The organism is Caulobacter sp. 05L422, assembly GCF_056397765.1.
Map to the genome: position 1 here is coordinate 84,843 of NZ_JBFTOB010000011.1, position 26,337 is coordinate 111,179.

The 26,337-nt window shown below is 68.4% G+C and carries 23 protein-coding genes; 9 read left to right on the forward strand and 14 right to left on the reverse strand.

Annotated features, from left to right (window positions below):
• The first annotated feature begins 19 nt into the window (after positions 1 to 19).
• On the forward strand, positions 20 to 1,027 hold the full coding sequence (locus AC1DMQ_RS12145; protein ID WP_477033819.1) for a ligase-associated DNA damage response exonuclease: 1,008 nt from the start codon (positions 20 to 22) through the stop codon (positions 1,025 to 1,027).
• Positions 1,028 to 1,034: 7 nt separating this feature from the next.
• On the opposite strand, the gene AC1DMQ_RS12150 is transcribed toward AC1DMQ_RS12145, so the two are convergent.
• Complete coding sequence (locus AC1DMQ_RS12150; protein ID WP_477033820.1) at positions 1,035 to 1,454, reverse strand: PaaI family thioesterase; 420 nt, start codon at positions 1,452 to 1,454, stop codon at positions 1,035 to 1,037.
• A gap of 120 nt (positions 1,455 to 1,574) precedes the next feature.
• Here AC1DMQ_RS12150 and AC1DMQ_RS12155 point away from each other — a divergent pair, with 120 nt between their 5' ends.
• From AC1DMQ_RS12155 to AC1DMQ_RS12165, 3 genes are all read left to right on the forward strand, one after another.
• The gene (locus tag AC1DMQ_RS12155) at positions 1,575 to 2,297 is read left to right on the forward strand and encodes a hypothetical protein (RefSeq protein WP_477033821.1); all 723 of its coding nucleotides are present in this window, start codon (positions 1,575 to 1,577) and stop codon (positions 2,295 to 2,297) included.
• 111 nt (positions 2,298 to 2,408) lie between these two features.
• Entirely contained in the window at positions 2,409 to 3,305 is an 897-nt protein-coding gene (locus AC1DMQ_RS12160) for a DUF4349 domain-containing protein (RefSeq protein ID WP_477033822.1), read from the forward strand.
• A gap of 32 nt (positions 3,306 to 3,337) precedes the next feature.
• Positions 3,338 to 4,942 (forward strand): cisplatin damage response ATP-dependent DNA ligase, encoded by a 1,605-nt coding sequence (locus AC1DMQ_RS12165; RefSeq protein WP_477033823.1) that lies wholly within the window; start codon positions 3,338 to 3,340, stop codon positions 4,940 to 4,942.
• A 58-nt stretch (positions 4,943 to 5,000) separates the two neighbouring features.
• On the opposite strand, the gene AC1DMQ_RS12170 is transcribed toward AC1DMQ_RS12165, so the two are convergent.
• The 4 genes from AC1DMQ_RS12170 to AC1DMQ_RS12185 all read right to left on the reverse strand — a co-directional run bounded on the left by AC1DMQ_RS12170 (position 5,001) and on the right by AC1DMQ_RS12185 (position 9,221).
• Positions 5,001 to 6,227, reverse strand: a complete 1,227-nt coding sequence (locus AC1DMQ_RS12170) for a multidrug effflux MFS transporter (RefSeq protein WP_477033887.1) — start codon at positions 6,225 to 6,227, stop codon at positions 5,001 to 5,003.
• Between the two features lie 138 nt (positions 6,228 to 6,365).
• Positions 6,366 to 7,247 (reverse strand): hypothetical protein, encoded by an 882-nt coding sequence (locus AC1DMQ_RS12175; protein ID WP_477033824.1) that lies wholly within the window; start codon positions 7,245 to 7,247, stop codon positions 6,366 to 6,368.
• The gene (locus tag AC1DMQ_RS12180) at positions 7,247 to 7,996 is read right to left on the reverse strand and encodes a hypothetical protein (RefSeq protein ID WP_477033825.1); all 750 of its coding nucleotides are present in this window, start codon (positions 7,994 to 7,996) and stop codon (positions 7,247 to 7,249) included. The genes AC1DMQ_RS12175 and AC1DMQ_RS12180 overlap by 1 nt, the downstream gene beginning before the upstream one ends.
• Positions 7,997 to 8,060: 64 nt before the next feature.
• A complete protein-coding gene (locus AC1DMQ_RS12185) occupies positions 8,061 to 9,221 on the reverse strand; it encodes a DegT/DnrJ/EryC1/StrS family aminotransferase (RefSeq protein WP_477033826.1) in 1,161 nt (386 codons plus the stop codon).
• A 161-nt stretch (positions 9,222 to 9,382) separates the two neighbouring features.
• Here AC1DMQ_RS12185 and AC1DMQ_RS12190 point away from each other — a divergent pair, with 161 nt between their 5' ends.
• On the forward strand, positions 9,383 to 10,366 hold the full coding sequence (locus AC1DMQ_RS12190) for a mechanosensitive ion channel family protein (protein WP_477033827.1): 984 nt from the start codon (positions 9,383 to 9,385) through the stop codon (positions 10,364 to 10,366).
• Here the strand turns inward: AC1DMQ_RS12190 and AC1DMQ_RS12195 are convergent.
• The 5 genes from AC1DMQ_RS12195 to AC1DMQ_RS12215 form a co-directional block, all read right to left on the reverse strand.
• Complete coding sequence (locus AC1DMQ_RS12195) at positions 10,296 to 11,471, reverse strand: trans-sulfuration enzyme family protein (RefSeq protein WP_477033828.1); 1,176 nt, start codon at positions 11,469 to 11,471, stop codon at positions 10,296 to 10,298. The genes AC1DMQ_RS12190 and AC1DMQ_RS12195 overlap by 71 nt on opposite strands.
• Before the next feature lie 89 nt (positions 11,472 to 11,560).
• The gene (locus AC1DMQ_RS12200; protein ID WP_477033829.1) at positions 11,561 to 12,961 is read right to left on the reverse strand and encodes a pyridoxal-phosphate dependent enzyme; all 1,401 of its coding nucleotides are present in this window, start codon (positions 12,959 to 12,961) and stop codon (positions 11,561 to 11,563) included.
• 101 nt (positions 12,962 to 13,062) lie between these two features.
• Positions 13,063 to 13,296 (reverse strand): hypothetical protein, encoded by a 234-nt coding sequence (locus AC1DMQ_RS12205; RefSeq protein ID WP_477033830.1) that lies wholly within the window; start codon positions 13,294 to 13,296, stop codon positions 13,063 to 13,065.
• A gap of 149 nt (positions 13,297 to 13,445) precedes the next feature.
• Complete coding sequence (gene fsa / locus AC1DMQ_RS12210) at positions 13,446 to 14,099, reverse strand: fructose-6-phosphate aldolase (RefSeq protein WP_477033831.1); 654 nt, start codon at positions 14,097 to 14,099, stop codon at positions 13,446 to 13,448.
• A 78-nt stretch (positions 14,100 to 14,177) separates the two neighbouring features.
• Positions 14,178 to 14,717, reverse strand: coding sequence for a D-glycero-alpha-D-manno-heptose-1,7-bisphosphate 7-phosphatase (locus tag AC1DMQ_RS12215; RefSeq protein ID WP_477033832.1), 540 nt, complete (start codon positions 14,715 to 14,717; stop codon positions 14,178 to 14,180).
• 119 nt (positions 14,718 to 14,836) lie between these two features.
• On the opposite strand from AC1DMQ_RS12215, the gene AC1DMQ_RS12220 reads away from it, so the two are divergent.
• Positions 14,837 to 15,994, forward strand: coding sequence for an AGE family epimerase/isomerase (locus AC1DMQ_RS12220; RefSeq protein ID WP_477033833.1), 1,158 nt, complete (start codon positions 14,837 to 14,839; stop codon positions 15,992 to 15,994).
• Here the strand turns inward: AC1DMQ_RS12220 and AC1DMQ_RS12225 are convergent.
• Positions 15,978 to 17,294 (reverse strand): mannose-1-phosphate guanylyltransferase/mannose-6-phosphate isomerase, encoded by a 1,317-nt coding sequence (locus AC1DMQ_RS12225; RefSeq protein ID WP_477033834.1) that lies wholly within the window; start codon positions 17,292 to 17,294, stop codon positions 15,978 to 15,980. The genes AC1DMQ_RS12220 and AC1DMQ_RS12225 overlap by 17 nt on opposite strands.
• Positions 17,295 to 17,388: 94 nt before the next feature.
• On the reverse strand, positions 17,389 to 19,425 hold the full coding sequence (locus AC1DMQ_RS12230) for an NAD(+) synthase (protein WP_477033835.1): 2,037 nt from the start codon (positions 19,423 to 19,425) through the stop codon (positions 17,389 to 17,391).
• Positions 19,426 to 19,623: 198 nt separating this feature from the next.
• Here AC1DMQ_RS12230 and tkt point away from each other — a divergent pair, with 198 nt between their 5' ends.
• Together tkt and AC1DMQ_RS12240 are read left to right on the forward strand one after the other, a co-directional pair.
• Entirely contained in the window at positions 19,624 to 21,585 is a 1,962-nt protein-coding gene (tkt, locus tag AC1DMQ_RS12235; RefSeq protein WP_477033836.1) for a transketolase, read from the forward strand.
• Between the two features lie 519 nt (positions 21,586 to 22,104).
• On the forward strand, positions 22,105 to 23,172 hold the full coding sequence (locus AC1DMQ_RS12240) for a glycosyltransferase family 61 protein (protein ID WP_477033837.1): 1,068 nt from the start codon (positions 22,105 to 22,107) through the stop codon (positions 23,170 to 23,172).
• Between the two features lie 79 nt (positions 23,173 to 23,251).
• Here AC1DMQ_RS12240 and AC1DMQ_RS12245 read toward each other — a convergent pair whose 3' ends face one another.
• Both AC1DMQ_RS12245 and rfbG read right to left on the reverse strand, forming a co-directional pair.
• The gene (locus AC1DMQ_RS12245; RefSeq protein ID WP_477033838.1) at positions 23,252 to 24,166 is read right to left on the reverse strand and encodes an NAD-dependent epimerase/dehydratase family protein; all 915 of its coding nucleotides are present in this window, start codon (positions 24,164 to 24,166) and stop codon (positions 23,252 to 23,254) included.
• A 2-nt stretch (positions 24,167 to 24,168) separates the two neighbouring features.
• Complete coding sequence (rfbG, locus tag AC1DMQ_RS12250; RefSeq protein ID WP_477033839.1) at positions 24,169 to 25,281, reverse strand: CDP-glucose 4,6-dehydratase; 1,113 nt, start codon at positions 25,279 to 25,281, stop codon at positions 24,169 to 24,171.
• A gap of 209 nt (positions 25,282 to 25,490) precedes the next feature.
• On the opposite strand from rfbG, the gene rfbF reads away from it, so the two are divergent.
• Positions 25,491 to 26,279, forward strand: coding sequence for a glucose-1-phosphate cytidylyltransferase (gene rfbF / locus AC1DMQ_RS12255; protein WP_477033840.1), 789 nt, complete (start codon positions 25,491 to 25,493; stop codon positions 26,277 to 26,279).
• Positions 26,280 to 26,337: the final 58 nt, after the last annotated feature.

Here is a 26,337-nt window from a genome sequence, read left to right on the forward strand (position 1 = left end):
CGTTGCCATATCCATCGTGATGAAGCCTCAGGACCTGATCTGTCCGAAGCCCGACGGGCTGTATTGCCCGCCCGGAGACTTCTACATCGACCCCGTCCGCCCCGTGGACCGGGCGGTGATCACCCATGGCCACGCCGACCACGCCCGGGCCGGCCATGGCGTCGTGGCGGCCACCCCCGAGACCCTGGCGATCATGGCCGAGCGCTACGGCGAGGACTTCGCCGGCCGCCGCGAGCCGATCGCCTATGGCCAGAGCTTCACCCACAACGGCGTCGAGGTCGGACTGGTCCCGGCCGGCCACGTGCTGGGTTCGGCCCAGGCGGTGATCCGCTGGAAAGGCATGACCATCGTCGTCTCCGGCGACTACAAGCGCCGCCGCGACCCCACCTGCCCGGCCTTCGAGCCCGTGCCCTGCGACGTCTTCGTGACCGAGGCGACCTTCGGCCTGCCGGTGTTCCGCCACCCCGACGACGCCGGCGAGGTGGCGGCCCTGCTGAAGTCGGTCGAGCAGTTCCCCGAGCGTTCGCACATCGTCGGCGCCTACGCCCTGGGCAAGGCCCAGCGGGTGATCAGCCTGATCCGTGAGGCCGGCTGGGACAAGACCATCCACGTGCACGGGGCCATGGAGCGGCTGAACCGCCTCTACGGCCGCCACGGCGTCGACCTGGGCCCGCTGGCTCCGGCCACGACGGGGACCAAGAAGGACTTCGAGGGCGCGATCATCGTCGCTCCGCCCTCGGCCCTGGCCGACCGCTGGTCGCGGCGCTTCCCCGACCCGGTCGACTGCTTCGCCAGCGGCTGGATGCGCGTGCGGGCCCGGGCCCGCCAGCGCGGCGTCGAGCTGCCGCTGATCATCTCCGACCACGCCGACTGGGACGAGCTGACCGCCACCCTCGACGAGCTGCGCCCCGGCGAGGTGTGGATCACCCACGGACGCGAGGAGGCGCTGGAGCGCTGGTGCGAGCTGGAGGGCATACCGGCGCGGGCGCTGAGGCTGGTGGGCTATGACGAGGAGGAGGGGGAGTGATCCTCCGTCAGCTTGGGGTCACCACCTTGAACGTCGCCCGCGCCCGCGCCACAGGCTTGTCGTCGGCCAGCACCGTTGCCTCGGCGTAGCACAGGCTCTTGCCCGGCTTGATGAAGTCGGTGTCGAAGGCCAGCCACTGGCCCATCTGGGCGGCGGCGATGTAGTCCAACCCCAGCGAGACAGTGATCAGGCCGCTGCTGGGGATCTTCAGCCGGGTCAGCATCACCCCGCACGACAGGCCCATGGCGTTGTCGGCCAGGGCGGCGATCAGGCCGCCGTGCGGATTGCCCCGCGAATTGGTGTGCGGCTCGCGCACCTCCAGCCCCAGCACCCAGCGGTCCTCGCGGATGTCGGCGAAGATCGGCTCCCACGGCGAGGTCAGCGGGCTCTTGCGCGGATGCGGGACGAACGGCTCGGGCGGGGTCATGGTCGCCTCCAGGTCCGGGCTCCGGACAGGGATCAATTCAAACAGATGTTCGAATTGACTTCAAGCCTCACGCCCGTTCTCGCGACCATGCTAGCGTCGCCGCAGGATCGGGGGACCCGCATGGCTATCCGCAATGGCGCGCTGAAGCTCGACGCCGACAAGGTGGTGCAGACGCTCGACCACCTGAAGGCCCGGGTGGCGGAGCGGTTTCCGGCGTCCGGCCTGTCGGAGGTCTGCGACCAGCTGACGGCCGTGGCCCGGGTCACCGCCCGACGGGCGCGGCGGCTGTCGCGGCCCTATCTGGGCCTGCGGACCCTGGTCGCGGTCATCGCGATCGCGGCGATCGGGGCCGAGGCGGGGCTGATCAGCCGGCTCGACTGGCTGACCAGCCTGCGCAACGCCGGCGCCCTCAGCCTGGCCCAGAGCCTGGAGCCGGCGGTCAACCTGCTGCTGCTGTCGGGCGCGGCGATCTGGTTCCTGGTCTCGTTGGAGTCGCGATGGAAGCGCTCGCGGGTCCAGAAATCCCTGCACGAGCTGCGGTCGTTCGCCCACGTGATCGACATGCACCAGCTGACCAAGGACCCCACCCTGGTGCTGGGCCCGCGCACCGCGTCCTCGCCCGCCCGCGAGATGAACCGTTTCCAGTTGGCGCGCTATCTGGATTACTGCGCCGAAATGCTGGCCCTGACCGCCAAGCTGGCGGCGCTCTATGCCGGCGAGAGCGACGACCCGGTGGTGGTCACCGCCGTCAACGACATCGAGACCCTGACCTCCGACCTCGGCCGCAAGATCTGGCAGAAGATCATGATCCTGGGTCAGCTGGACGAGACGCGGGCGGGCTGAGGTCCGGGCCACGCACCCTCGTCCAAACTCCGAAATATTAGGCTTGTAAATTATGCTCTGGCGTCTCCGCGCCAGCCTGCTAGCTTGGCTTGGCGACAAGGGAGAGAGACCATGCGTATCGGCGTCCTGGCGGCCTGTCTGACGGCCTCGACCATCGTCCTGGCGGGTTGCGGCCGGAGCGGCGACGCCATGCCGATGCTCGAACCGGCGGAGACCACCTTCAACATGATGCCGCCGGCGGTGGCGAAGGCCGCGCCGCCGCCCGCGAATGCGCCCGGCCAGCCAGCGGAGGCCGCCGCGACCGCTCCGATGATCGCCTATGTCTATAGCGACGTGATCTGGGCCCCGGCCGATCGGGTCAAGCCGCTGATGCAACTGCACCAGAAGGCCTGCGTCGACGCCGGGCCGGTCGTATGCCAGGTGGTGTCGATCCAGCAGAGCCAGGGCGAAGACGCCAGCGCCACCCTCGAGGTTCGCGCCACGCCGGCCTGGATCGCCAAGCTGCACGGACGACTGGACGGCGACCTCAAGACCGCCGGCGCTCGGATGACCCATTCCGAGGTCAGCAGCGAGGACCTGACCCGGGCCATCGTCGACGGCGAGGCCCAGCTGCGCGCCCAGACCACCCTGCGCGACCGCCTGCAGAAGCTGCTGGCCGAGCGTCCCGGCAAGCTGGCCGAACTGCTGGAGGTCGAGCGCGAACTGGCGCGGGTGCAGGCAGAGGTCGATGCGGCCCAGTCGAACCTGGCGGTGATGAAGACCCGGGTGGCGACCTCGAGCCTGACCCTGACCTACCAGTCGCAGCAGTCCACGGCGCGCGCGGCGGGTTCGTGGGGCGCGCTGGTCGAGGCCCTGCGCGACATCCAGTCGACCCTGGCCTCCAGCCTGGGCGTCCTGGTGCGGGTCGCGGCCTTCGCCCTGCCCTGGCTGCTGGTCATCGGCCTGCCGCTGTGGCTGCTGCGCAAGCGCCTGCCGCGCCTGGGCCGCAAGCCGAAAGCGACCGAGTAACGGTCCGCCCCCTCGCGCGTTGAAGGACGACCATGCGCGCCTTCGCCCATCTTCTCGACCGGCTGTCCCTGACCAGCTCGCGCAACGCCAAGCTGACCCTGATCAAGGACTTCCTGCGCGAGACGCCCGATCCGGAGCGCGGCTGGGTGCTGGCGGCCCTGACCGGGGCGCTGTCGTTCAACGCCGCCAAGCCGGCCTTCATCCGCAAGGCGGTGGAGAGCCGGATGGACGCCCAGCTGTTCGCCTGGTCCTACGACTATGTCGGCGACCTGGCCGAGACCGTGGCCCTGGTCTGGCCGGAAAAGCCAGGCGCCAACCGCGAGCCGGACCTGTCGGAGGTGGTCGAGAGCCTGCGCACCGCGTCCCGAACCGAGGTGCAGCGGCTGATCGAGGGCTGGCTGGACGCCCTGGACCCCGACGGGCGCTGGGCGTTGCTGAAGCTGATGACCGGCGGCCTGCGGGTCGGCGTCTCGGCGCGGCTGGCCAAGCAGGCCTGCGCCGATTTCGGCCAGGTGGAGATCGGCCAGGTCGAGGAGGTCTGGCACGCCATGACCCCGCCCTATGGCGACCTGTTCGCCTGGCTGGAAGGGCGGTCCGAACAGCCCTCGCCCGACGCCCCGGGCCGCTTCCGGCCGGTGATGCTGGCCCAGGCCATCGACGAGGCCGTCGACTTCGCCAAGCTGGACCCGGCCGACTACGCCGCCGAGTGGAAGTGGGACGGCATCCGCGTCCAGGCGGTCAGCGAGCGCGGCGAGAAGCGGCTCTACACCCGCACCGGCGACGACATCTCGGCGACCTTCCCGGACGTGGTCGAGGCCTTGACCTTCGAGGGGGCGATCGACGGCGAACTGCTGGTGATGCGCGACGGCGCGGTGGCCAGCTTCGGCGACCTGCAGCAGCGGCTGAACCGCAAGACGGTCGACGCCAAGCAGCTCCAGACCTATCCGGCCGGAATCCGCGCCTACGACCTGCTGCTGGACGGCGAGACCGACCTGCGCGGCCTGCCGTTCGGCGAACGGCGCAAACGGCTGGAGACCTTCGTGGCCCAGGCGGCCAGCCCGCGCATCGACCTGTCGCCGATCCAGCCGTTCGACACCTGGGAGGCGCTGGCCGCCCTGCGCGCCGAGCCGCCGGAGGGCGACCCGACCATCGCCGAAGGGCTGATGCTCAAGCGCTGGGACAGCGTCTACGAACCCGGTCGGCCCAAGGGGCCGTGGTTCAAGTGGAAGCGCGATCCCCGGCTGATCGACGCGGTGCTGATGTACGCCCAGCGCGGCCACGGCAAGCGGTCCAGCTTCTATTCCGACTACACCTTCGGGGTCTGGCGCGAGGACGAGACCGGCACGCGCCATCTCACCCCGGTGGGCAAGGCCTATTTCGGCTTCACCGACGAGGAGCTGAAGCAGATCGACAAGTTCGTGCGCGACCACACCGTCGAGCGGTTCGGCCCGGTGCGCTCGGTGCGCGCCGACCTGGTGTTCGGCCTGGTGTTCGAGGTGGCGTTCGAAGGGCTGCAGCGCTCGACCCGCCACAAGTCCGGCGTGGCCATGCGCTTCCCCCGCATCAACCGCATCCGCTGGGACAAGCCGTCGCGCGAGGCCGACGAGTTGGAGACCCTGGAGCGGATGCTGGACTGATCTTCAAATTCCACTCAGCAAGGCACAGTCAAGCTTGAGCCAAACTTGACAATAAGCCCTAGTGGACCGCTCCCGCGCCTTCGAGGGCCGGGGCGCCCGCGCCCGCATGGAACATCCGGCCCTTCTCGGTGATCAGCACGGCGACCAGTCCGGCGATGCCGAAACCCGCGAAGCCCAGGGTCAGGGGCACGGTGGTGCCGTCGAACAGCTGGCCGATCCAGAAGCCGAACAGCGCCCCGCCGATGGTGGTGATGAAGCCCTGCACCGAGGCGGCGGTGCCGGCCAGATGGCCCAGCGGCTCCATGGCGATCGAGCCGAAGTTCGACATCACCAGGCCGAAGCAGAACATCATCCCCGCCTGCAGCAGCGAGAACGTCCAGAGGGTCTCGTGGCCGCTCAGGGCGACCAGGGCGTGGACCACCGCGAAGCTGAGGTAGCCCATCAGGGCGACGTGCGAGACCAGGCGCATGCCCAGGCGGCCGACGATGCGGGAATTGAGCAGCGACGAGACGGCGATGCCGGCGGCGATCGCCGCGAAGATCAATGGGAACGAGCGGCCAGCCCCCAGCACGTCGACGAACACCTGCTGGGCCGAGTTGAGGAAGCCGAACAGCCCGCCCAGCACCAGGGTGGCGGCCAGGGTGTAGCCGACGGCGATCCGGTTGGTCAGGCACTCCTTGAACGCCGCCAGCACCGGCGCGACCTCCAGGGGCACGCGATCTTCCGGATGCAGGGTCTCGGGCAGCTTGATCCACGACCAGGCGATCACCGCCAGGCCGAAGATCGACAGCACGCCGAACACCCACGGCCAGGGCGCGACCAGCAGGATGGCCTGGCCGACGGAGGGGGCGATGATCGGCACGCCCAGGAAGACGATGAACGACAGCGACATCACCCGCGCCATCTGCCGGCCGCTGTAGCAGTCGCGGACGATCGACACCGACAGCACCCGCGTGGCGGCCGCCCCGACCCCGCACAGGGCGCGGGCGATCAGCAGCATCTCGAACGAGGTGGCGAAGGCGCAGAGGGCGGCGAACACGACGTACAGCGACAGGCCGACCAGCAGCACCGGCTTGCGCCCGAAGCGGTCGGCCAGCGGGCCGTAGACGATCTGGGCCACGCCGAAGCCCAGCAGGTAGGCCGTCAGGATCCATTGCCGCTCGTTGTCGCTGGCCACGTTCAGGGCGTCGCCGATCTGCGGCATGGCCGGCAGCATCGAGTCGATGGCCAGGGCGTTGGTGGCCATCATCGCCGCGATCAGGGCGACGAACTGGCCAAACCCCATGCCGGGATGAGGCGACGGCTTCTCGATGGTCGACATGATCTCGGTTTCCCGCCCACGGACGCCAGTGCGCCGGGCGGGCGCGAGACGCTACGGCGCCGATATAGGCGCGCATCGCCGTCCCGCCAACAGATCCCGCGTCTAGGAGCCCATCTGGAACTGGATGCTCACCGTCTGGTCGTCGCCCGCCTTGGAGGCGCCTTCCTGCGACTGGCCCATGCTGGCCACCCGCAGCAGGGGTTGCGATCCGGCTTGTCCGGGCGGCGCGTTGCGCAGGGCGGCCAGGGGCGGCTGGGCGCCGGTCAGGGCCTGGTGGAAGGCCGCGGCGCGCTGCAGGGCCAGGCTGGCGGCCTGCTGCCCTTCGGCGCTGAAGGCGTCGAGATTGGTCTGGCTGATCACGTTGGCGACCGCCAGCTTGGGTCCTTCCTGGCAATCGGCGTCGGCCGGCACGCCGTAGCCCAGGCAGGGCAGGCGACGCATCAAGGTCCGGGCGACCTCGCCGGCGATCCGCTGGCCGTCCGGCGACAGGGTGGCCGTGCCCTTCACGAACAGCTGGTCGGCCCGGAAGTTGAGCGAGCCGCCCGTCGGATCGCCGACGATCTCGACCTTGGCGTCGCGCAGGTCGGCGTCCAGAGACTGCATGAGCAGCGTCTTGGCGTCGGCGACCGTGGCCACCTCGTCCGAGGCCTTGGTCGGCGGCGAGAAGCCGAAGCAGCGGCGCTGGCCGGCCGCGCCCTGCCCCGTCTCCGACAGAGTCGCCTCCGGCACGCAAAGCACCTGGGCCTTGTAGTCGATCTCGATGTCGGCGGTCTTGGGCGTGAGGTTGGCGGCCGTCTGCAGCAGGGCCGCCGTCTCCGGATGCTTGGCCTCGGTCAGCTTGGCCGTGCTCGACCGGAACTCGAACGCGAAATAGCTGAGCATGATGATGAAGATGAAGATCACCCCCACCATCATGTCGGTCATCGAGACGTAGTAGCTTTCGCCTTCCTCGACATCGACCGTCCGACCGCGCCTGCGCCGCATCAGGCCACGCCCACGCGGGCGGTCCTGCCGGCCAGGGCCGCTTCGATGCGGCCCAGAACCGCCAATTGCTCCAGCATCACCTTTTCCGGCGGCGCGAACCGGACGCAGGCGTCCAGCCGCGCGAAGAAGTGCGCTTCCTGCGCTTCGATGGCCTGACGCCGGCGGCGCGCGACCAGGCGCAGGATGATCGAGGCCAGGACCCCGGCGATCGAGGTCCAGAACTTGGTGGCGGCGATGGTCAGCAGATGGATCAGGGCGCCCTGCATGGCCGCCCCGCCGCCGCTCATCGCCGAGGTCGCCTCGGTCAGGGCCGCGACGATGCCCATGAAGGTGACGACCAGGCCGATGGCGACCATGATGTTGGCCCACCATTCCAGGGTGTTGGCCGGCGTGTCGGCCAGTTCGAAGGCGTCGGAGGCGTGGATCGAGGCGGCCAGGCGCCCGTCCTCGGTCGGGGTCAGCTGGCTGCGATAGTGCGCCCAGCCCAGTTCGAGGACGGGATGAGCCATGCCGCTCAGGCGCTTGTCGATGGCTTCGAAGGCCTCGGCGAACGCCTTCTGGCGATCACCGCGCAGCTCTTCGAGCAGTTCGGCGCGACGCCGCAGATCGTCCATCAGCGGCGCGTATTCGAAGAAGCCCGATTGGAAGATCAACCCGATGGCGAAGACCAGGATGGCCGCCGCCATCAACAGGGCGGCGCCAGGCATGCTGAACACCGCGACCACGAACGACGTCACAGGATCGTGCATCTGAACCTTTCGAATCAACCCGAGGCGAACAATACCTCAGGGTGAGGCACGATTAGGGCGCAGCTTAGCCGTTAAACGCGCGGATCGCGTCGATGATCCGTTGTTGGTCGGCTTCCGCCAGATAGGGATGCATCGGCAGGGCCAGCACGCGCTCGGCCTTGGCCTCGGTCACCGGCAGGCCGCCGGCCCCACGCGGGAAGTCGGCATAGGGCGCCTGCACGTGCATCGGCACGGGGTAGTAGACCGCCGTCGGGATGCCCTGGGTCTTCAGATGCGCGGCCAGGCCGTCGCGGTCGGCGTGCTCGATCACGTACTGGGCCCAGACCGACACCCCGCCGTCGATGACCTTAGGGGTGGCGATCACCGCGCCCTTCAGGCCCTCGGCGTAGCGGTTGGCCACCACCTGGCGCAGGTCGATCTCCTCCTGGAAGATCGCGAGCTTCTCGATCAGAATCGCCGCCTGGATGGTGTCCAGCCGCGAGTTCATGCCGATACGGGTGTTGAGGTACTTGGTGTCGTGGTCGAAGGTGCGGCCGACCAGGTCGGGGGCCACGGCCTTGCCGTGCACCCGGAAGCTGTCCATCAGGTCCCAGAGCTCCTGGTCGTTGGTCAGCACCGCCCCGCCGTCGCCGTAGCAGCCCAGGGGCTTGGCCGGAAAGAAGCTGGTGGTGGCGACGTCGGCCCAGTGCAGCGGATGCTTGCCGTCCAGGGTGCAGCCGAAGCCCTGGGCGCTGTCGGAGATCAGCTTCAGGCCTTCGCGGTCGCAGATGGCCTTGATCGCCGGATAGTCGGCGGGCTGGCCGAACAGGTCGACGGCGATCACCACCTTGGGGGTCAGCTTGCCGTCGGCCTTCACGCCGGCGATGGCGGCTTCCAGCCTGGCCGGATCGAGGTTGAAGGTGTCGGATAGCACGTCGACGAACACCGGCGTCGCCCCGACCCACGGCACGACTTCGGGCGTGGCGGCGAAGGTGAAGGACGGGCAGAACACCGCGTCGCCGGGACCCACGCCCCAGGCCATCAGCGGCAGGGCGATGGCGTCGGTGCCGTTGGCGCACGACAGGGCGAGCTTCGCCTGGCCGAACGTCGCCAGCTTGGCCTCGAACTCGCGCACCTGCGGACCCATCACATAGGCCCCGCTGTCGAGGACGGCGGCGATCGCGGCGTCGATCTTGGCGCGGATCCGGCGCTGCTGCGCGGCGAGGTCGATGAAGGACATGCTCATGGGCGGCGCTCTTAGAGGCGGATCGGCTCGGATTCGAGCCAATTGATGTAACCGAGTGTTTCCGGAGAACGAAGCGCCGCCTTGGCGGGAACGGGGTCGGACCCTGTTTCGTTGACGGGTCTTCGTTGACGGTTCGGGGCGGGGGCGCCATCGAGAGATCCATGCAGACCAAGCCGAACCTGATGCCCGCCGACGCTTCCCTGCCGTCCATCGCCAACATCAAGGCCGACGAGACCATGTTCGGGCATTTCCTCGACTGGCTGGGCAAGCTGGCGGTGAACCTGGTCGTCGCCGCCCTGATCCTGTTCGTCACCTTCTGGGTGGCCGGCTGGCTGGCGGGCGTGGCGCGCCGCGGCCTGGGCCGGGTGCACCGCAAGAACCCCGACCCCACCCTGGAGAGCTTCATCGCCTCGCTGGTGCGCTACGCCGTGGTCGCCGTGGGCCTGGTGGCGGTGCTGCAGCAGGTCGGCGTGCAGGCCACCTCGATCATCGCCGTGCTCGGCGCGGCCTCCCTGGCCATCGGCCTGGCCCTGCAGGGCGCGCTGTCGAACGTGGCGGCCGGGGTGATGATCCTGCTGTTCCGGCCCTACAAGGTCGGCGACGTGATCGAGACCTCGACCCGCAACGGCACGGTCAAGTCGCTGGATCTGTTGTTCACCGAGATCGCCACCCCCGACAACGTCAAGGTGATGATCCCCAACAGCAAGGTGTTCGGCGACGTCATCCTCAACTACTCCACCCATCGCAACCGGCGGGCCGACGTGGTGTTCAAGGTGCCGCTGAAGACCGACCTGGTCACCGTGCTGCAGAAGATGCGCGAGCGGGCCGAGGGCGATCCGCGGGTGCGCAAGGACCCGGCGGTGATGATTGAGGTCGTCGACCTGTCGGAAGCCTTCGCCCAGGCCGCGATCCGCGTCTGGACCGCCAAGGAGGACTACGGCCCGGTCCGGACCGACCTGATGCTGGCCGCCCACCTGTGGGCCGAGGACCCGACCCGGACCCTGCCGCCGCCCCGCCCGTCCAAGGCTCCGGACCCCTCGCCGGTCATGCCCGGCGACAAGGACCATCACCTGTTCAGACTGCCAAAGCCTCGGAGAGGTCGGCAATCAGGTCCTCGCAGTCCTCGATCCCCACCGAAAGCCTGATCAGGGTGTCGGAGATGCCCAGCGCCGCGCGCTGATCGGCCGGGATCGAGGCGTGGGTCATGATGGCCGGGTGCTCGATCAGGCTCTCGACCCCGCCCAGGCTTTCCGCCAGCGTGAACAGGCGCGTGCGCTCCAGCATCCGCTTGGCGGTGCTCTCGTCGCCCTTCAGCTCCACCGAGATGATCCCGCCGAAGCCGCCCAGCATCTGGCGCTTGGCCAGGTCGTGCTGCGGATGGCTGGGCAGGCCGGGATAGATCACCCGCTCGACATCCTTGCGGGTCGACAGCCACTTGGCGATGGCCAGGGCGCTGTCGCAGGCCCGCTGCATGCGCAGGGCCAGGGTCTTGACGCCGCGCAGCGCCAGGAAGCTGTCGAACGGCCCCAGCACCGCACCGACGGCGTTCTGCAGGAACTTCAGCTTCTCGGCGATCTCGGCGTTGTCGCCGACCACCGCCACGCCGGCCACCACGTCGGAGTGGCCGTTCAGGTACTTGGTGGCCGAGTGCATGACGATGTCGAAACCCAGCTCCAGCGGCCGCTGGACGAACGGGCTGGCGAAGGTGTTGTCTGCCACGGTGATCAGGCGGTGCTTCTTGGCCAGGGCCGCGATGCCGGCCAGATCGGCCAGGCGCAGCATCGGATTGGTCGGCGTCTCGACCCAGATCATCTTCGTTTCGGACGTGATCGCCGCCTCGATGGCCGCCAGGTCGCCCATGTCGACGAAGCTGAAGGCCAGGCCGGCCGAGCGCTTGCGCACCTTGTCGAACAGCCGGAACGAGCCGCCATAAAGGTCGTCGCTGGCGATCACGTGCGCCCCGCTGTCGAGGATTTCCAGGATCGTCGAGGCCGCCGCCAGGCCCGAGGCGAAGGCGAAGCCGGCCGTGCCGCTCTCCAGGTCGGCGATGCAGCGCTCGAACGCGAACCGGGTCGGGTTGTGGCTGCGGCTGTATTCGAAGCCCTTGTGCTCGCCCGGGCTGGACTGGACGTAGGTCGAGGTCGCGTAGATCGGCACCATCACCGCCCCGGTCGTCGGATCGGGGAACTGGCCGCCGTGGATCGTGCGGGTGGCGAAGGCCAGGCGGTTCTTGCCGGGGATGTCGGTCATGGAAGGTCCTTGGACGCCGCGCGACGGGCATGGCGTGAAGAGTGGTGCGGACGGGCCGGTCCCACAAGCGGGCGCCGGCCGAACCGGTCCTAGGCGCTCATGCGCAGGTGGTTGATCAGGTCCACCCGGGTGATCACCCCGACGAACTCGTCGCCGTCGCAGACCAGGGCCACCTCGTCGCGGTCGAAGACGTCGGGCAGGGCGTCCACGCCTTGCGTCGATTGCAGGGTGTTGACGGCCTTGGTCATGGCCGCCCCGACCAGGGTCTTGAACTTCGGACCGCGATCGTCGTCCACGCCCTCGACGGCGGCCAGGATGTCGCTCTCGTCGAGGATGCCGACCAGCTTGCCGTGGTCCACCACCGGCAGCTGGCTGATGTCGCCGCTGCGCATGCGGTTGTAGGCGGTCAGCAGGGTGTCTTCCGGGCCGATCGCCACCACCCCGCCGTCGGCGTAGCGCTTGGCGATCAGGTCGCGCAGGTCGCCGTGCAGCTCACGCTGGTCGAAGCCGTGGGCGGCCAGCCACATGTCGTTGAACATCTTGGTCAGGTACTTGGAGCCCGTGTCGCAAACCAGGGTGACGACCCGCTTGGGCTCGGTCTGCTCGCGGCAGTAGCGCAGGGCGGCCGCCAGCAGGGTGCCCGAGGACGAACCGGCCAGCACGCCTTCCTTGCGCAGCAGCAGGCGGGCGGTCTCGACGCTCTCGCGGTCGCTGATCGAATAGGCGTGCTTGACCAGGCTCATGTCGGCCACGGCCGGGATGAAGTCCTCGCCGATGCCTTCGACGATCCAAGAACCGGCCTCGCCGTAGCTGCCGGTCGCCACGTATTCGCAGAGGATCGAGCCGACCGGATCGGCCAGCACCATTTCCGTCTTGGGCGAATGCCGGGCCATGAACCGGCCGATGCCGGTCAGGGTGCCGCCCGAGCCGACGCCGACCACCACCGCGTCGACATCGCCGCCCATCTGCTCGAAGATCTCGGGGGCGGTCGTGGTCTCGTGCGCCTTGGGGTTGGCCGGGTTCTCGAACTGGTTGACGTAGATCGCGCCGGGGATCGACTGGGCCAGCGTCTGGGCCATGTCCTGGTAGTATTCCGGATGGCCCTTGCCGACGTCGCTGCGGGTCAGGCGGACGTCCACGCCCATGGCCCTCAGGTGCAGGATCTTCTCCCGCGCCATCTTGTCGGGCACCACCAGGATCAGCTTGTAGCCCTTCAGGGTCGCCACCTGGGCCAGGCCCAGGCCGGTGTTGCCGGCCGTCGCCTCGATGATCGTTCCGCCCGGCTTGAGGCTGCCGTCGGCCTCGGCCGCCTCGATCATCGAGCGGGCCACGCGGTCCTTGATCGAGCCGCCGGGGTTCTGGTTCTCCAGCTTCAGGAACAGCCGGCAGGGCCCGGTGTCGAGGTTGCGAACCTCGATCATCGGCGTGTGGCCGATCAGATCGAGCGCGGAACCGACGACCGGAGTAAGGGCGAATTTGGGGTCGTTCATGGCGCAACTCGGCGACAGAGAGAAATGATCTCCCTATCTAGGCCCGTTTCGCGAAAGCGCAAACAGCGTTACGCGAGCTTTGCCACAAGCCCTTGCCGGCCCTAGGCCCCGCAGGCCGCGAGCCGGTCCATCCGCCATTCGCGGGCGAACTTGCGCCCGACCACGGCGTCCTCGAACACCACCTTGCGACGCTCGCCCGACAGGTCCGGCGTGTCGTGGATCATGACGAACGGAAAGCCGTTGCGGGTCAGGAAGTCCCGGACGAATCCCGAGAAGCGCAGGGCCTCCTCTGCGGAGGCGATGCAGATCTCGACGGCGATGTCGGCGGCGTTCATGGGCGCGCTCCCGAAAGCGGTTACTGAGACCCTAACGCACGAACTCGCAAATGCGAACAACCTTCGCAGCTGCAAAATGAAACGGCCCCGGATTTCCCCGGGGCCGCATGAAAATCGAACACCGTTCGATCTGCTGGAGGATCGACTGCCTAGAGAATGGATTGGCCGGTTCCAGCCCAATCCTTCAGGAACTGCTCCAGGCCCTTGTCGGTCAGCGGGTGCTTGAACAGGTCGCCGAACACTGCCGGCGGGATGGTCACCACGTCGGCGCCGACGATGGCCGCGTCCTTGACGTGGGCGACGTTGCGCACCGAGGCCGCCAGGATCTCGGTCTCGTAGCCGTAGTTGTCGTAGATGGCGCGGATGTCGCGGATCAGGTCCATGCCGTCGAAGCCATAGTCGTCCAGGCGGCCGATGAACGGCGAGACGAAGGTCGCGCCGGCCTTGGCGGCCAGCAGGGCCTGGGTCGGCGAGAAGCACAGGGTGACGTTGGTCGAGATGCCCTCGCCGGCGAAGGCGGCGCAGGCGATCAGGCCGTCGCGGGTCAGCGGGATCTTCACGACGACGTTCGGCGCGATGGCGGCCAGCTTCTTGCCCTCGGCGATCATCGCCTCGTGGGTGGTGGCGGCGACCTCGGCGCTGATCGGGCCCGGCACCAGGTCGCAGATCTCGGCGATCACCTCGAGCATCGGACGGCCCGCCTTGGCGATTAGGGTCGGGTTGGTGGTCACCCCGTCCACCAGGCCGGTGGAGGCCAGGTCGGCGATGACCTTGGTGTCGGTGCTGTCGAGGAAGATCTGCATGGACCTGCGCTTTATGTTTTTCGGGGGTTTCAGGCTCGTTTATCCGCCCTGCGGCTCCGCGCCAAGCCGGTAAAGCCCCTAGGCCCCCGTAGACGGAAACCGCTCGCCCAGGCTTTCGCGCAGGAAGGCCAGCAGGTCGCCGCCCCGGAACCGCAGGCCTTCGACGCCGGCCCGGCGAGCGGCCTCGACGTCCGAACCCTTGTCGCCGACCAGCACGGTCTCCTCCGGCGCCAGCGACCAGTCGGCCAGGCCGCGCAGGATCATGCCGGGATTGGGCTTGCGGTCGGGGTGGTCGGGATGGCGATAACGGTCCAGGGCGGCGTCCTCGTGGTGGGGCGCGACATAGAAGGCGTCGATCCGGCCGCCGGCCTTGGCCAGGCCCGCCTGCAGGGCTTCGTGGAAGGCGTCGACCTGGGCCTCGGTGAAGTAGCCGCGCGCCACGCCCGACTGGTTGGTGACCACCAGAACCTTGACGCCGGCGGCGTTCAGCGCCGCGACCGCCTCGCGGGCGCCGTCGATCCAGTCCAGCCGATCGGGCTCGCAGACATAGCCGTGGTCGAGGTTCAGCACCCCGTCGCGGTCGAAGAAGACGGCTTTCAGCGGCGCTTTTCCGGACATGTCCCCGCCTTACGACAGCCCGTCGGGGGCGACAAGGCGCGGGAACCCCGCCGGGGCTTGGCGAAGCGCGGCGCGTGGGCCTAGAACGGCTCCAGCCTCGCAAGCCCTCAGGATCGCAGATGACCGACGACTTCGCCCGCCTTGTCCGCCTGCGCGACGAACTCAAGGCCTGGGCCCTGGAGCACGCCTTCCTGGTCTGGTGGGAGGTCGGCGCCGACAAGGCGCAGGGCGGCTTCTTCGAGAAGATCGCCCTGGACGGGACGCCGGTCGAGGCCCCGCGCCGGGCGCGGGTGCAGCCGCGGCAGATCTATTCCTACGCCGTGGCCGGCCTGCTGGGCTGGGACGGCCCGTGGAAGCAGGCCCTGGAGCACGGGCTGGACTTCTATCTGAGCAAGTACCGCCGACCCGACGGCTTCATGCGCACCCTGGTGGCCAGCGACGGCTCGCCGCTGGACGACAAGGTCGACCTCTACGACCAGGCCTTCGGGCTGTTCGGCCTGGCCATGGCCAGTTCGGTGCTGCCCGAGCGCGCCGACCTGCCCGCCCTGGCCGTCAGCCTGCGCGACGCGCTCTACGCCACACTCAAACATCCCGTGGCCGGCTTCGAGGAGAGCGTCCCACGCACCCTGCCGCTGCTGTCGAACCCGCACATGCACATGTTCGAGGCCAGCCTGGCCTGGATCGAGACGGGCGGCGACGACCAATGGCGCGCCATGGCCGACGAGATCGCCGAACTGGCCCTGGCCAAGTTCATCGATCCCAAGAGCGGCGGCCTGCGGGAATATTACGACGGCGACTGGAATCCGGCGGCGGGCGTGGACGGCCGCATCGTCGAGCCCGGCCACCAGTTCGAATGGGCCTGGCTGCTGCTGCGCTGGGGCCAGCTGGCCGGCCGCGACGACGCCACCCGGGCCGCCCTGCGGATGATCGGCATCGGTGAAGGGCCGGGCGTCGACCCCAGGCGCGGCGTGGCGGTCTTCGCCCTGCTCGACGACATGAGCGTGCACGACGACATCGCCCGCCTGTGGGCGCAGACCGAACAGATCAAGGCCGGCGTTCTGGCCGCCCAGATCACCGGCGACGCACACTGGTGGACCACGGCCGCCAACGGCGCCGAGGCCCTGTTGAAATATTTCGACGTGCCGGTGAAGGGCCTGTGGCGCGACAAGCTGCGGGCGGACGGGACCTTCGTCGAAGAGGCCGCGCCCGCCAGCTCGTTCTATCACATCGTCTGCGCGATCCTGGAGCTGGACCGGGCAATCAGCGCCAGGTCGTGACCAGGACGGAAGTCGCGACGGTCGCCTTGACCAGGACCGGCGAGTGCAGGTCCTGGCGCGCGCCGGCTTCGTAGGTTTCCCGGTCGGCGGCCAAGGCGCCGTCCAGCACCTGGAGGGAACAGGCCGGAAGGTCGGCCACCGCGCCGGCCTCCATCCGCCAGAGCTGAACCCGGGCGCTGGGCGTTTCGGTCACCGGCTGACGCTCCACGCCGCCGCTGAAGGCGATCGCGTGGCGGTGAGCGATGTCGCGGCCGCTGGCCTTGAGGACATCGACCAGGGTCTTCACGGCCTGGGCGTCGTCGCGGCGGCAGACCAGAAGCGCGTCCGGCTCGGCGATGATCAGCAGGTCCTCCACCCCGATCGCGCCCACGAACGGGCCGGACGAGCGGGCGAGCACGTTCTTGGTGTTGATCAGATGGATGTCGCCGCTGGCGGCGTTGCCCTCGGCGTCGCGGATCGAGGCTTCCCAGATCGCGTCCCACGCGCCCAGGTCGGACCAGGTGAAGGCGGCCGGCGCGACGGCCGCGCGGGTGGTGCGCTCCATGACCGCGTAGTCGAGCGACTTCTTGGTGGTCTTGCCGAACGCTTCGCGGTCCAGGTGCAGCCGGACGCCGTCGCGCTGGCCCTTGGCGACGGACTCGATCGCGCCGTCGCGGATCGCCGGCTCGAAGACGGCCAGTTCATCCAGCAGGGTCCTGGCGGTGAAGGCGAAGTTGCCGCTGTTCCAGTAGTAGCCGTCCTGGATGTAGGCCTTGGCCGTGGCCAGGTCGGGCTTCTCGACGAAGGCCGCCACGGCCTTCACGCCGCCGGGCAGGTTCCCGCCGGGCTTGATGTAGCCGAAGCCGGTTGCCGGCCCGGTCGGCTGGACGCCGAAGGTGACGATGAGGCCGTCGCGCGAGGCGTCGATGGCCACCAGGGCCGCGGCGCGGAACATCTCGGGTTCGGCGATGTGGTGGTCGGCCGCCAGCATCAGCATCACGCCGTCCGGCGACTGGGACGCCACATAGGCGGCGGCGGCGGCGATGGCCGGCGCGGAGTCGCGCGCCTCGGGCTCGATGATCACCGTCAGCTTGACGTTCAGTTCCAGCGCCTGGCGTTCCACCAGCTCGGCCATAGCCTTGCCGGTCACGACGACGATCTCGTCGGCGCCCGGCAGGTTCATCACCCGCAGGATCGTGTCCTGGAAGCTCGAACGGTCGCCGATGAGCTTGAGGAACTGCTTGGGGCGATCCGCGCGCGACGCGGGCCATAGACGCGTGCCCGATCCGCCGCACAGGATCACTGGATAGATAGCAGGCAAGAAAATCCCCCCGGAAAAGCAAACACCTGACGCGAACGGACGTCAGGTAGCACATCGTCTTCGCCAAAATGGAGACTTTATGGCGACGCCCAGATCAAACGGGCAAGGCGGCGTGGAGTTCATCCAGCCACGCATCGGCTGACGCATCCGAGGGCATTCGCCAGTCGCCGCGCGGCGACAAAGCGCCGCCGGACGAGATCTTCGGACCGTTGGGCATGGCCGAGCGCTTGAACTGGTTGGCGAAGAACCGCTTCAGGAACAGCTCCAGCCAGCGCTTGATCTCCGGCAGGTCGTAGGCCCGCTTGGCGGCCTGGGGAATCCCGATCGGCCAGGCGCCGCCGGCGGCGTCATGCCAGGCGGTCCAGGCCAGGAAGGCGATCTTCGACGGCGCCATGCCGTAGCGGGTCAGGTAGTAGAGATTGAAGTCCTGCAGGGCGTAGGGGCCCACGAAGCTCTCGGTGGCCTGGACCTGCTCGCCCGGCACCAGTTCCGGCGAGATCTCGGTGGCCAGGATGTCCTCCAGCAGGTCGCCGGTCGCCTCGTCCACGTCGCCCGAGGCGGCCACGAAGCGGATCAGGTGCTGGATCAGCGTCTTGGGCACGCCGGAATTGGGGTTGTAGTGGCTCATCTGGTCGCCCACCCCGTAGGTGCACCAGCCCAGGGCCAGCTCCGACAGGTCGCCGGTGCCCACCACCATGCCCTTGTGATGGTTGGCCAGGCGGAACAGGTAGTCGGTGCGCAGCCCCGCCTGGACGTTCTCGAAGGTCACGTCATAGACCGGCTCGCCCTTGGCGAACGGGTGACCGAGATCGGCCAGCATCTGCCGGGCGGCCGGGCGGATGTCGAGCTCCTCGGCGGTGACGCCCATGGCGGTCATCAGCTTCCAGGCGTTCGACTTGGTGCCCTCGGAGGTCGCGAAGCCCGGCAGGGTGTAGGCCCGGATGTCGGTGCGCGGTCGGCCCAGCTGGTCCATGGCCTTGGCCGCCACGATCAGGGCGTGGGTCGAGTCCAGGCCGCCGGAAACGCCGATCACCAGACTCTTGGAGCCCGTCGCCTCGACCCGCCGCGCCAGGCCCTGGACCTGGATGTTGTAGGCCTCGTAGCAGTTCTCGGCCAACTTGGCGGGGTCGGACGGGGTGAACGGGAAGCGCTCGATCGGCCGGACCAAGGCCAGGTCGCCGGCCGGCGGCGTGAAGTCGAGGCTGACGATCCGGAACGGCGTTTCGGGCGGATTCAGCGTCATGGAGTCGCCGAAGCTGCCGACCCGCATGCGCTCCTGGCGCAGCCGCTGGACGTCGACGTCGGCGATCGCCATCACCGGCCCGGTCGAGAACCGCGGGCTCTGGGCCAGCAGGTTTCCCATCTCGTGGATGTCGACATGGCCGTCCCAGGCGAGATCGGTCGAGCTCTCGCCCGCTCCGGCCGCCGAATAGACATAGGCCGCGATCGCCCGGGCCGACTGGCTGGCGCACAGCAGACGGCGGGTCTCGGACTTGCCGATGGTGATGTTGCTGGCCGACAGGTTGAGCAGGATCTCGGCCCCGGCCATGGCCTGGGCGGTGCTGGGCGGGGTCGGGGTCCAGACGTCCTCGCAGATCTCGACGCCGACGGTGAAGGCGACCTCCCCCAGATTGCGCAGCAGGATGTCGGTCCCGAACGGCACGGCCTGGCCGGCCAGGTCCAGGGTGCGGCCGACCACGCCCGAGCCCGGCGTGAACCAGCGGCGCTCGTAGAACTCGCGGTAGTTGGGCAGGAAGCTTTTCGGGATCACCGCCCGCACCCGGCCGCCCTGGATGGCGACCGCGGTGTTGTAGAGCCGGCCGTTATCGCGCAGCGGCGCGCCGACCACGAACAGCGGCGAAAGGTCCTTGCTCTCCCGGGCCAGGGTCGCAATCGCCGTCTCGACCGCGTCGAGCAGGGCGTCCTGCTGCAGCAGATCGTCGATCGTGTAGCCGGTCAGGCCCAGCTCGGGCAGCACCAGCACCGCGACGCCGGCCTCGTGGGCCTCGCGCACCAGGGCCAGCGCGCTCTGGGCGTTGGCGGCCGGATCGGCCAGCTTGACCTTCGGGACGGCGGTGGCGACCCGGACGAAGCCATGGCGATAGGGCGAGAAGAACGACGGAGAACTCAAGAGACCCGGCCTTTCGAGGTTATGCTAAAAATGAGCATAAGTCCGCTTCCAGCTATAACGCCTGCGGACGTTGTTGCATAGCGCCCACGCGACGGCGCCGGTAGGGCTCGCGGGCCGGCTCGCGGGTTGACCCCAGGGGGTCATCGTGCGACTCGCGCCTCGCGCAGCCCCGCAAAACAAGAACAAACCGGAAGTCCCATGCCCGTTTCGCCCGTCAAGATGGCCGACGCGATCCGCGTCCTTTCCATGGACGCCGTCCACAAGGCCAAGTCCGGCCACCAGGGCATGCCGATGGGCATGGCCGACGTCGCCACGGTGCTGTGGGGCAAGTTCCTGAAGTTCGACGCCTCCAAGCCCGACTGGGCCGACCGCGACCGCTTCGTGCTGTCGGCCGGCCACGGCTCGATGCTGCTCTATTCCCTGCTTCACCTGACCGGCTTCAAGGCCGTGACGATGAAGGAGATCGAGAACTTCCGTCAGTGGGGCTCGCTGACCCCGGGCCACCCCGAGGTGCACCACACCCCGGGCGTGGAGACCACCACCGGTCCGCTGGGCCAGGGCCTGGCCACCGCCGTCGGCATGGCCATGGCGGAAGCCCATCTCGCCGCCCGCTTCGGCAAGGACGTCGTCGACCACCGCACCTGGGTGATCGCCGGCGACGGCTGCCTGATGGAAGGCGTCAGCCACGAGGCCATCAGCCTCGCCGGCCGCCTGAAGCTCAACAAGCTGACCGTTCTGTTCGACGACAACAACACCACCATCGACGGTGAAGCCACCATCGCCGAGACCGGCGACCAGCTGATGCGCTTCAAGGCCGCCGGCTGGGCGGTCAAGGCCGTCGACGGCCACGACCACGGCAAGATCGCCGCCGCCCTGCGCTGGGCCACCAAGCAGGACCGTCCGACCTTGATCGCCTGCAAGACGCTGATCTCCAAGGGCGCGGGCCCCAAGGAAGGCGACCCCCACAGCCACGGCTACACCCTGTTCGACGACCAGATCCGCGACGCGCGCCTGGCCATGGGCTGGGATGCCGCGCCGTTCACGGTTCCGGACGACATCGCCAAGGCCTGGAAGAGCGTCGGCCGTCGCGGCGCCCGGGTCCGCAAGGCCTGGGAAGCGATCGTCAAGGCCTCGCCGCTGGCCGACGATTTCGCCCGCGCCATGAAGGGCCAGCTGCCGGCCGACGCCTTCAAGGCCCTGGACGCCCACATCGCCGAGGCCGCCAGGACCAAGCCGGGCAACGCCACGCGCGTCCACTCCGGCGCGGCCCTGGACCAGCTGATCCCGACGGTCATCGACATGGTCGGCGGCTCGGCCGACCTGACCGGCTCGAACAACACCTTCGTCAAGGGCATGAAGCCGTTCGACGCCCCCGACTACGCCGGCCGCTACGTCCACTACGGCGTGCGCGAGTTCGGCATGGCCGCGGCCATGAACGGCATGGCGCTGCACGGCGGCGTCATCCCCTATTCGGGCACCTTCCTGGCCTTCGCCGACTACAGCCGCCCGGCCATCCGCCTGGGCGCCCTGATGGGGGCCAAGGTCGTCCACGTGATGACCCACGACTCCATCGGCCTGGGCGAGGACGGCCCCACCCACCAGCCGGTCGAGCACGTCGCCAGCCTGCGCGCCATCCCCAACCTGCTGGTCTTCCGTCCGGCCGACGCGGTCGAGACCGCCGAGTGCTGGAAGATCGCCCTGGAGCAGGCCGCCACCCCGTCGGTGATGTGCCTGTCGCGCCAGAAGGTCCCTGGCGTGCGCGACACGGCCGCCGCCAACCTGTCGGCCAAGGGCGCCTACGAGCTGCTGGCCGCCGAGGGCGGCGAGGCGGCGGTGACGATCTTCGCCTCGGGCACGGAAGTCTCGGTCGCCGTGGCGGCCCGCGACATCCTGCAGGCCCAGGGCAAGCCGACCCGCGTCGTCTCGACCCCCTGCTGGGAGCTCTTCGAGCAGCAGTCGGCCGCCTACAAGGCCTCGGTGATCGGCGACGCGCCGGTCCGCGTGGCCGTGGAAGCCGCCGTCCGCATGGGCTGGGACCGCTTCATCGGCGTCGAGGGCAAGTTCGTCGGCATGACCGGCTTCGGCGCCTCGGCCCCGTACGAGCGCCTCTACAAGGAGTTCGGCATCACCGCCGAGGCCGTGGCGGCCGCCGCCAACTAAGCGCTGGCCTCGAGTCGCCCTTTCGTGCAGCCTCAGATTGTTCGCGCTGGGCTGCACGATCGGCGTTCGGGGCCGGTGGCGGCGGGCGCGTGGGCAAATACGCCGAACGTCCTTCGCCGAAGCAGCGGGCCGAGATGATGGAACAAGCTTCCGCCTACGCTACCCGCTTCCGGTCCTAAACCCCGCCTTGCCCGGCATGCGTGAAACCTTCGTGCAAAAAAACCATGAAATGCCGGAAGGCCCTTTCGAAGCAGGGACGACATGGCCTATAGCGCAAGTCGCATATGGGGTTGGTCCGCCCTCGGAAGTCGCTTCAGGCGCTCCGACGCGTCGGGGCTCCCATAGTTGGAGGATGGCGCTGAACCTTTTCTGCATAGCGGGCGTCTGAAGACGAATGTCTCAAGGACGCTCCTGGCTTCCATCCCATCTGAACTTCTGTCGATGCGCGTCGATCCCTAGCGATCAAGACGTCTTCATCCCGGTGAGGGTTAGTGTATGCCTCGTGCGTTGAATTTCCATATGCGGCCCACGCTGGTCGCTCTGAAGGGGCCGCACAGGCTGCCGGCGACGACGCTGGAGGCCATCGGCTCCGGAGCGGGTCGCGACGGCATCAGCGAAATCTTTCCCGCCGAGGACGTGCCCGGGCAGTTCCCGATCTGGCCGGGCGAGATCGCCTACTTCAAGGGCGGCTGCGTGCTCGGCAACCCCTTCAGCGTCTGCAACAGCAAGTTCGAGATGCTCGAGGAAAGCCTGACGCTGAACGTCGCCTCGCTCGAGAGCTTCAGCGCCTCGACCCAGGAAAACAACGACGGCTCCGAGATCATCGATCTCGACGGCTGGTGGCTGTGCTTGGCCAACTGGTCGCACAACGTCTATTTCCATTGGTTCGCCCAGTGCCTGGCGTCGCTCGAGATCGCCCAGCGGTCGCCGAATTTCGACCGGGTGAAGCTGATCCTGCCGCGCCTCGCCTTCTGGCAGCGCCAGTCGCTCGCCCAGCTGGGCATCGGCCCCGAGCGCATCCTGGAAATCGGCGCCGGCGTCTATCGCTGCGAGCACCTGCTCTATCCGAGCGACCTGCAGAACCAGTCCAGCGTGATCTCCAGCCGCCTGGTCTCCATTTGCCGGCGACTGCGCGACATCGTCGCCGCGAACAACCCGCCCGCCACCACCGGCGAGAAGGTCTACCTGGCCCGCTTCGACTCGGGCAGCCGCGTCATGGCCAATGAAGGCGCCTTGATCGACATCCTGCGCACCCGCGGATATTCGATCGTCATGGCCTCGGGCATGGACTTCGCGCAGGAAGTGCTCACCTTCGCCAAGGCCAAGGTCGTGGTCAGCGCCGTCGGCAGCGGCATGACCAACATCGCCTTCTGTCATCCCGGCAGCCACGTGCTGGAGATGAACTGCCTGGGTCCGGACTACCACCTGTTCAAATGGCTGGGTCATCGTTGCGGCCTGGAAGTCACCTCCATCCCGTACGACTTCCCCGACACGGCCCGCGACGTGGTCAGCCCCTGGCGCATCGACGACGTCGACGCCCTGCTGACCCAGATCGGCGAAATGGAACAGCGCGCCGGGGTGACCTAGGCTCCGCGGACGCCCTCCGCATCCGCCGTCCGGCGGATGCGGAGAGTCATCCATTTCGAAGGGCTCAGATTCGAAGGGCTCAGAGCGCGCCGGAAGAGGTGGTGTCGAGCGAGTCGTAGACCCGCCGCACGCCGTGCTCGAACGACGTCGCCGGCGTCCATCCCGGCAGGGTTTCTCCCGTCGAGACCGGCGCCATGATCTCGCGCGCCTTGTAGGGCAGGACGCCCCAGTCGACTTCGATGGGGCGGCCCAGGGTCTCGGAGGTCGTGCGCACCACCTCGCGCACGGTCATCGGCCGGCCCGAGGGGATGCCATAGGCCTTGGCCCCCTGAAGCTCGCCCGAGGCCATCAGCGCGTCCGACCGCAGCAGGGCGTCGAGAATGTCGCTGATATAGACCAGGTCGACGATCTGATGCCCCGGCGACATCGACAGCCGCCCGCCGTCCCGCGCCGCGCGGCACAACACGTTCATCAGCCTGGGCCGCGGATCGTACGGCCCGTAGGCGTGGAAGAGCTTCAGCGACACCGAGGCCATGCCCGAAGCCACGGCGTAGTAGGCCAGGAAGTTCTCGCAGGACTGCTTGGTGGCCGCGTAGAGGCAGACCGGATCGTAGTCCGGGCCGCTGAAATGCTGCCAGGCGCTGCCCATGTTGACGAAGCGGCGCACGCCCGCGCCGGCCATGGCCTCCATCAGCAAGGCCGGGAACAGGACGTTGCCCAGCACCAGCGGTTCGACCTGATCGGGCCGGTGCTGCGAGATGGCCAGCGAGGCCAGGTGGAACACCGTCTCCGGCTCCGCCGCCTCGATGATGCGGTTCATGTCGTCCAGCCCGCCGGCGTGGCGGTGCACGACGATCGCGTCGCCCAGGTCGGCCAGCCGCGAGAAATCGCTGTCGGGCCGCAGCAGGAGGTGGGGTCGGAGCCCGGAAGCCACGAGGCGGCGCGTCAACTGCTCGCCGATGAACCCCGTCGCCCCCGTGATGAGGACGTTCACCGTCAGGCCCCTCCGGACCGCGTGCCGAAACGAGCGATCTGCTCCAGGGACAGGGCGATCAGGTCCTCGCCGGCGTGCGCCGCGCGGTACCAGCGCGCCGTCGCCTCCAGGGCTTCGTCGACCTCCAGCCGGGGACGCCAGCCCAGTTCGCGATTGGCCAGGCCCGAGTCGAGCAGCAGCAGGCCCGCCTCGTGCGGCGCGTCGGCCTGCGCCTGGTGTTCGGCGCTGGCGCCCTGGCCCCACGCCGCCGCGAAGCCGTCGACGACCTCGCCGACCGTCAGGAGCTGCTCGTTGCGCGGACCGAAGTTCCAGGCCTTGGCGTAGGGCGCGCCTTCCTCGACCAGGGCCTGGGCCAGCATCAGATAGCCGGCCAGAGGCTCCAGCACGAACTGCCAGGGCCGCACGGCGGCGGGGAAGCGCAGCTGCACGGGCGCGTTGCTCAGGAAGGCGCGCGAGCAATCTGGGATGAGGCGGTCCTCGGACCAGTCGCCGCCGCCGAACACGTTGCCGGCCCGCGCCGTCGCCAGGGCCACGGCGGGTCGACCGTTCGTCTCCTTCGAGAAGAACGACGCGCGCCAGGACGACGAGACGATCTCGGCGCAGGCCTTGGACGCGCTGTAGGGGTCGGCGCCCCCGAGCGGATCGTTTTCGCGATAGCTGTAGGCCCACTCGTTGTTGAGATAGCACTTGTCGGTGGTGACCGAGACGATCGCCTTGAGGCTCGGCAGGTCGCGACAGGCGTCCAGCACGTTGGCCGTGCCCAGCACGTTGGTCGACAGCGTATCGAGCGGATCGCGATAGGAGCGCCGCACCAGCGGCTGGGCGGCCATGTGCAGCACGATCTCGGGGTCGAACTCCGCGAAAGCCGAGCGCACCGCGGCCACGTCCCGGATGTCGCCGATCCGATGATCACAGACGGTTTCGAGGTTCAGCCTGCGGAACAGGGACGGTTCGGTGTCCGGCTCCAGGCTGAAGCCGCGCACCTTCGCGCCCAGGGCGTTCAACCAAAGAACGAGCCAGCTTCCCTTGAAGCCGGTATGCCCCGTCAGCAGGACACGTTTGTCGCGCCAAAACTCCGACGTCGGTGCAAATCGACTGACACGCTCGTCACTCATGTATTCGCTTCCATATAATCGCGTCGTTCCTGATTGGCGCGAACGGGCGGTGAGGCTTTAACAGTCAGCCGTTGAACTCGTCCAGACTGCCGGCGATGATCTCCGCTCAGAGCTAATTTTTTTAACGCCCAGGAAGTGCCGATTGACTTCGCGACCTAAACGCAATAGCGAGTGCGAAGCGTGTGATAGGCGAGGATACGGGCGCAGTTATGAAAGCAGTTATTCTCGCTGGCGGCTTAGGAAGCCGCCTCTCCGAGGAAACAGAAAGTCGCCCGAAGCCCATGGTGACTGTGGGCGAACAGCCTATACTTTGGCACATCATGAAAAGCTATTCGACGCATGGCATTAATGACTTTGTCATTTGCCTCGGATACAAAGGCTATGTGATCAAAGAGTACTTCGCCAACTACTTTTTGCACTCTTCCGACGTCACCTTCGACCTCGGCAAAAACACCACCACTATTCATCATAAGCGGGCCGAGCCGTGGCGCGTAACGCTGGTCGACACCGGCCAATCCGCGATGACCGGCGGCCGCCTCAAGGCCGTGGCGCCCTATCTCGACGGCGACGACTTCTGCTTCACCTACGGTGACGGCGTCACCGACCTCGACATCGGGCGCTCGATCGAATTCCACAAGGCCCACGGGCGCCTGGCCACGGTGACCGTGGCGCGCCCCCCGGGCCGGTTCGGCGAGGTCAAGCTGGACGGCGACCGCGTCTCCTCCTTCGCCGAGAAACGCGACAACGCCGCCGCCTGGATCAACGCCGGCTTCTTCGTCCTGTCGCCGAAGGTGATCGACTACATCGACGAGAGCTCGACCGTCTGGGAGCAGGAGCCGCTGGAGCGTCTGACCGCGGAAGGGCAACTGCACGCCTTCACCCATCCGGGCTTCTGGCACCCTATGGACACTGTTCGCGACCGCAAGCATCTTCAGGATCTTTGGAGCAGCGGCGAAGCCCCTTGGAAAACTTGGAGCGATGGGGACGACCGGGCCTAGCTTGTTGATGGCTATCCGAATGTCTGCTCTCACCAAGCCTTGCCTAACAAGTAGGATG

Bases quoted from the DNA above. Each gene is read 5' to 3' on its own strand.
- AC1DMQ_RS12145 (WP_477033819.1), top strand. From the start codon at position 20: ATGAAGCCTCAGGACCTGATCTGTCCGAAGCCCGACGGGCTGTATTGC.
- AC1DMQ_RS12150 (WP_477033820.1), bottom strand. From the start codon at position 1,454: ATGACCCCGCCCGAGCCGTTCGTCCCGCATCCGCGCAAGAGCCCGCTG.
- AC1DMQ_RS12155 (WP_477033821.1), top strand. From the start codon at position 1,575: ATGGCTATCCGCAATGGCGCGCTGAAGCTCGACGCCGACAAGGTGGTG.
- AC1DMQ_RS12160 (WP_477033822.1), top strand. From the start codon at position 2,409: ATGCGTATCGGCGTCCTGGCGGCCTGTCTGACGGCCTCGACCATCGTC.
- AC1DMQ_RS12165 (WP_477033823.1), top strand. From the start codon at position 3,338: ATGCGCGCCTTCGCCCATCTTCTCGACCGGCTGTCCCTGACCAGCTCG.
- AC1DMQ_RS12170 (WP_477033887.1), bottom strand. From the start codon at position 6,227: ATGGGGTTTGGCCAGTTCGTCGCCCTGATCGCGGCGATGATGGCCACC.
- AC1DMQ_RS12175 (WP_477033824.1), bottom strand. From the start codon at position 7,247: ATGCGGCGCAGGCGCGGTCGGACGGTCGATGTCGAGGAAGGCGAAAGC.
- AC1DMQ_RS12180 (WP_477033825.1), bottom strand. From the start codon at position 7,996: ATGCACGATCCTGTGACGTCGTTCGTGGTCGCGGTGTTCAGCATGCCT.
- AC1DMQ_RS12185 (WP_477033826.1), bottom strand. From the start codon at position 9,221: ATGAGCATGTCCTTCATCGACCTCGCCGCGCAGCAGCGCCGGATCCGC.
- AC1DMQ_RS12190 (WP_477033827.1), top strand. From the start codon at position 9,383: ATGCAGACCAAGCCGAACCTGATGCCCGCCGACGCTTCCCTGCCGTCC.
- AC1DMQ_RS12195 (WP_477033828.1), bottom strand. From the start codon at position 11,471: ATGACCGACATCCCCGGCAAGAACCGCCTGGCCTTCGCCACCCGCACG.
- AC1DMQ_RS12200 (WP_477033829.1), bottom strand. From the start codon at position 12,961: ATGAACGACCCCAAATTCGCCCTTACTCCGGTCGTCGGTTCCGCGCTC.
- AC1DMQ_RS12205 (WP_477033830.1), bottom strand. From the start codon at position 13,296: ATGAACGCCGCCGACATCGCCGTCGAGATCTGCATCGCCTCCGCAGAG.
- fsa (WP_477033831.1), bottom strand. From the start codon at position 14,099: ATGCAGATCTTCCTCGACAGCACCGACACCAAGGTCATCGCCGACCTG.
- AC1DMQ_RS12215 (WP_477033832.1), bottom strand. From the start codon at position 14,717: ATGTCCGGAAAAGCGCCGCTGAAAGCCGTCTTCTTCGACCGCGACGGG.
- AC1DMQ_RS12220 (WP_477033833.1), top strand. From the start codon at position 14,837: ATGACCGACGACTTCGCCCGCCTTGTCCGCCTGCGCGACGAACTCAAG.
- tkt (WP_477033836.1), top strand. From the start codon at position 19,624: ATGCCCGTTTCGCCCGTCAAGATGGCCGACGCGATCCGCGTCCTTTCC.
- AC1DMQ_RS12240 (WP_477033837.1), top strand. From the start codon at position 22,105: ATGCGGCCCACGCTGGTCGCTCTGAAGGGGCCGCACAGGCTGCCGGCG.
- rfbG (WP_477033839.1), bottom strand. From the start codon at position 25,281: ATGAGTGACGAGCGTGTCAGTCGATTTGCACCGACGTCGGAGTTTTGG.
- rfbF (WP_477033840.1), top strand. From the start codon at position 25,491: ATGAAAGCAGTTATTCTCGCTGGCGGCTTAGGAAGCCGCCTCTCCGAG.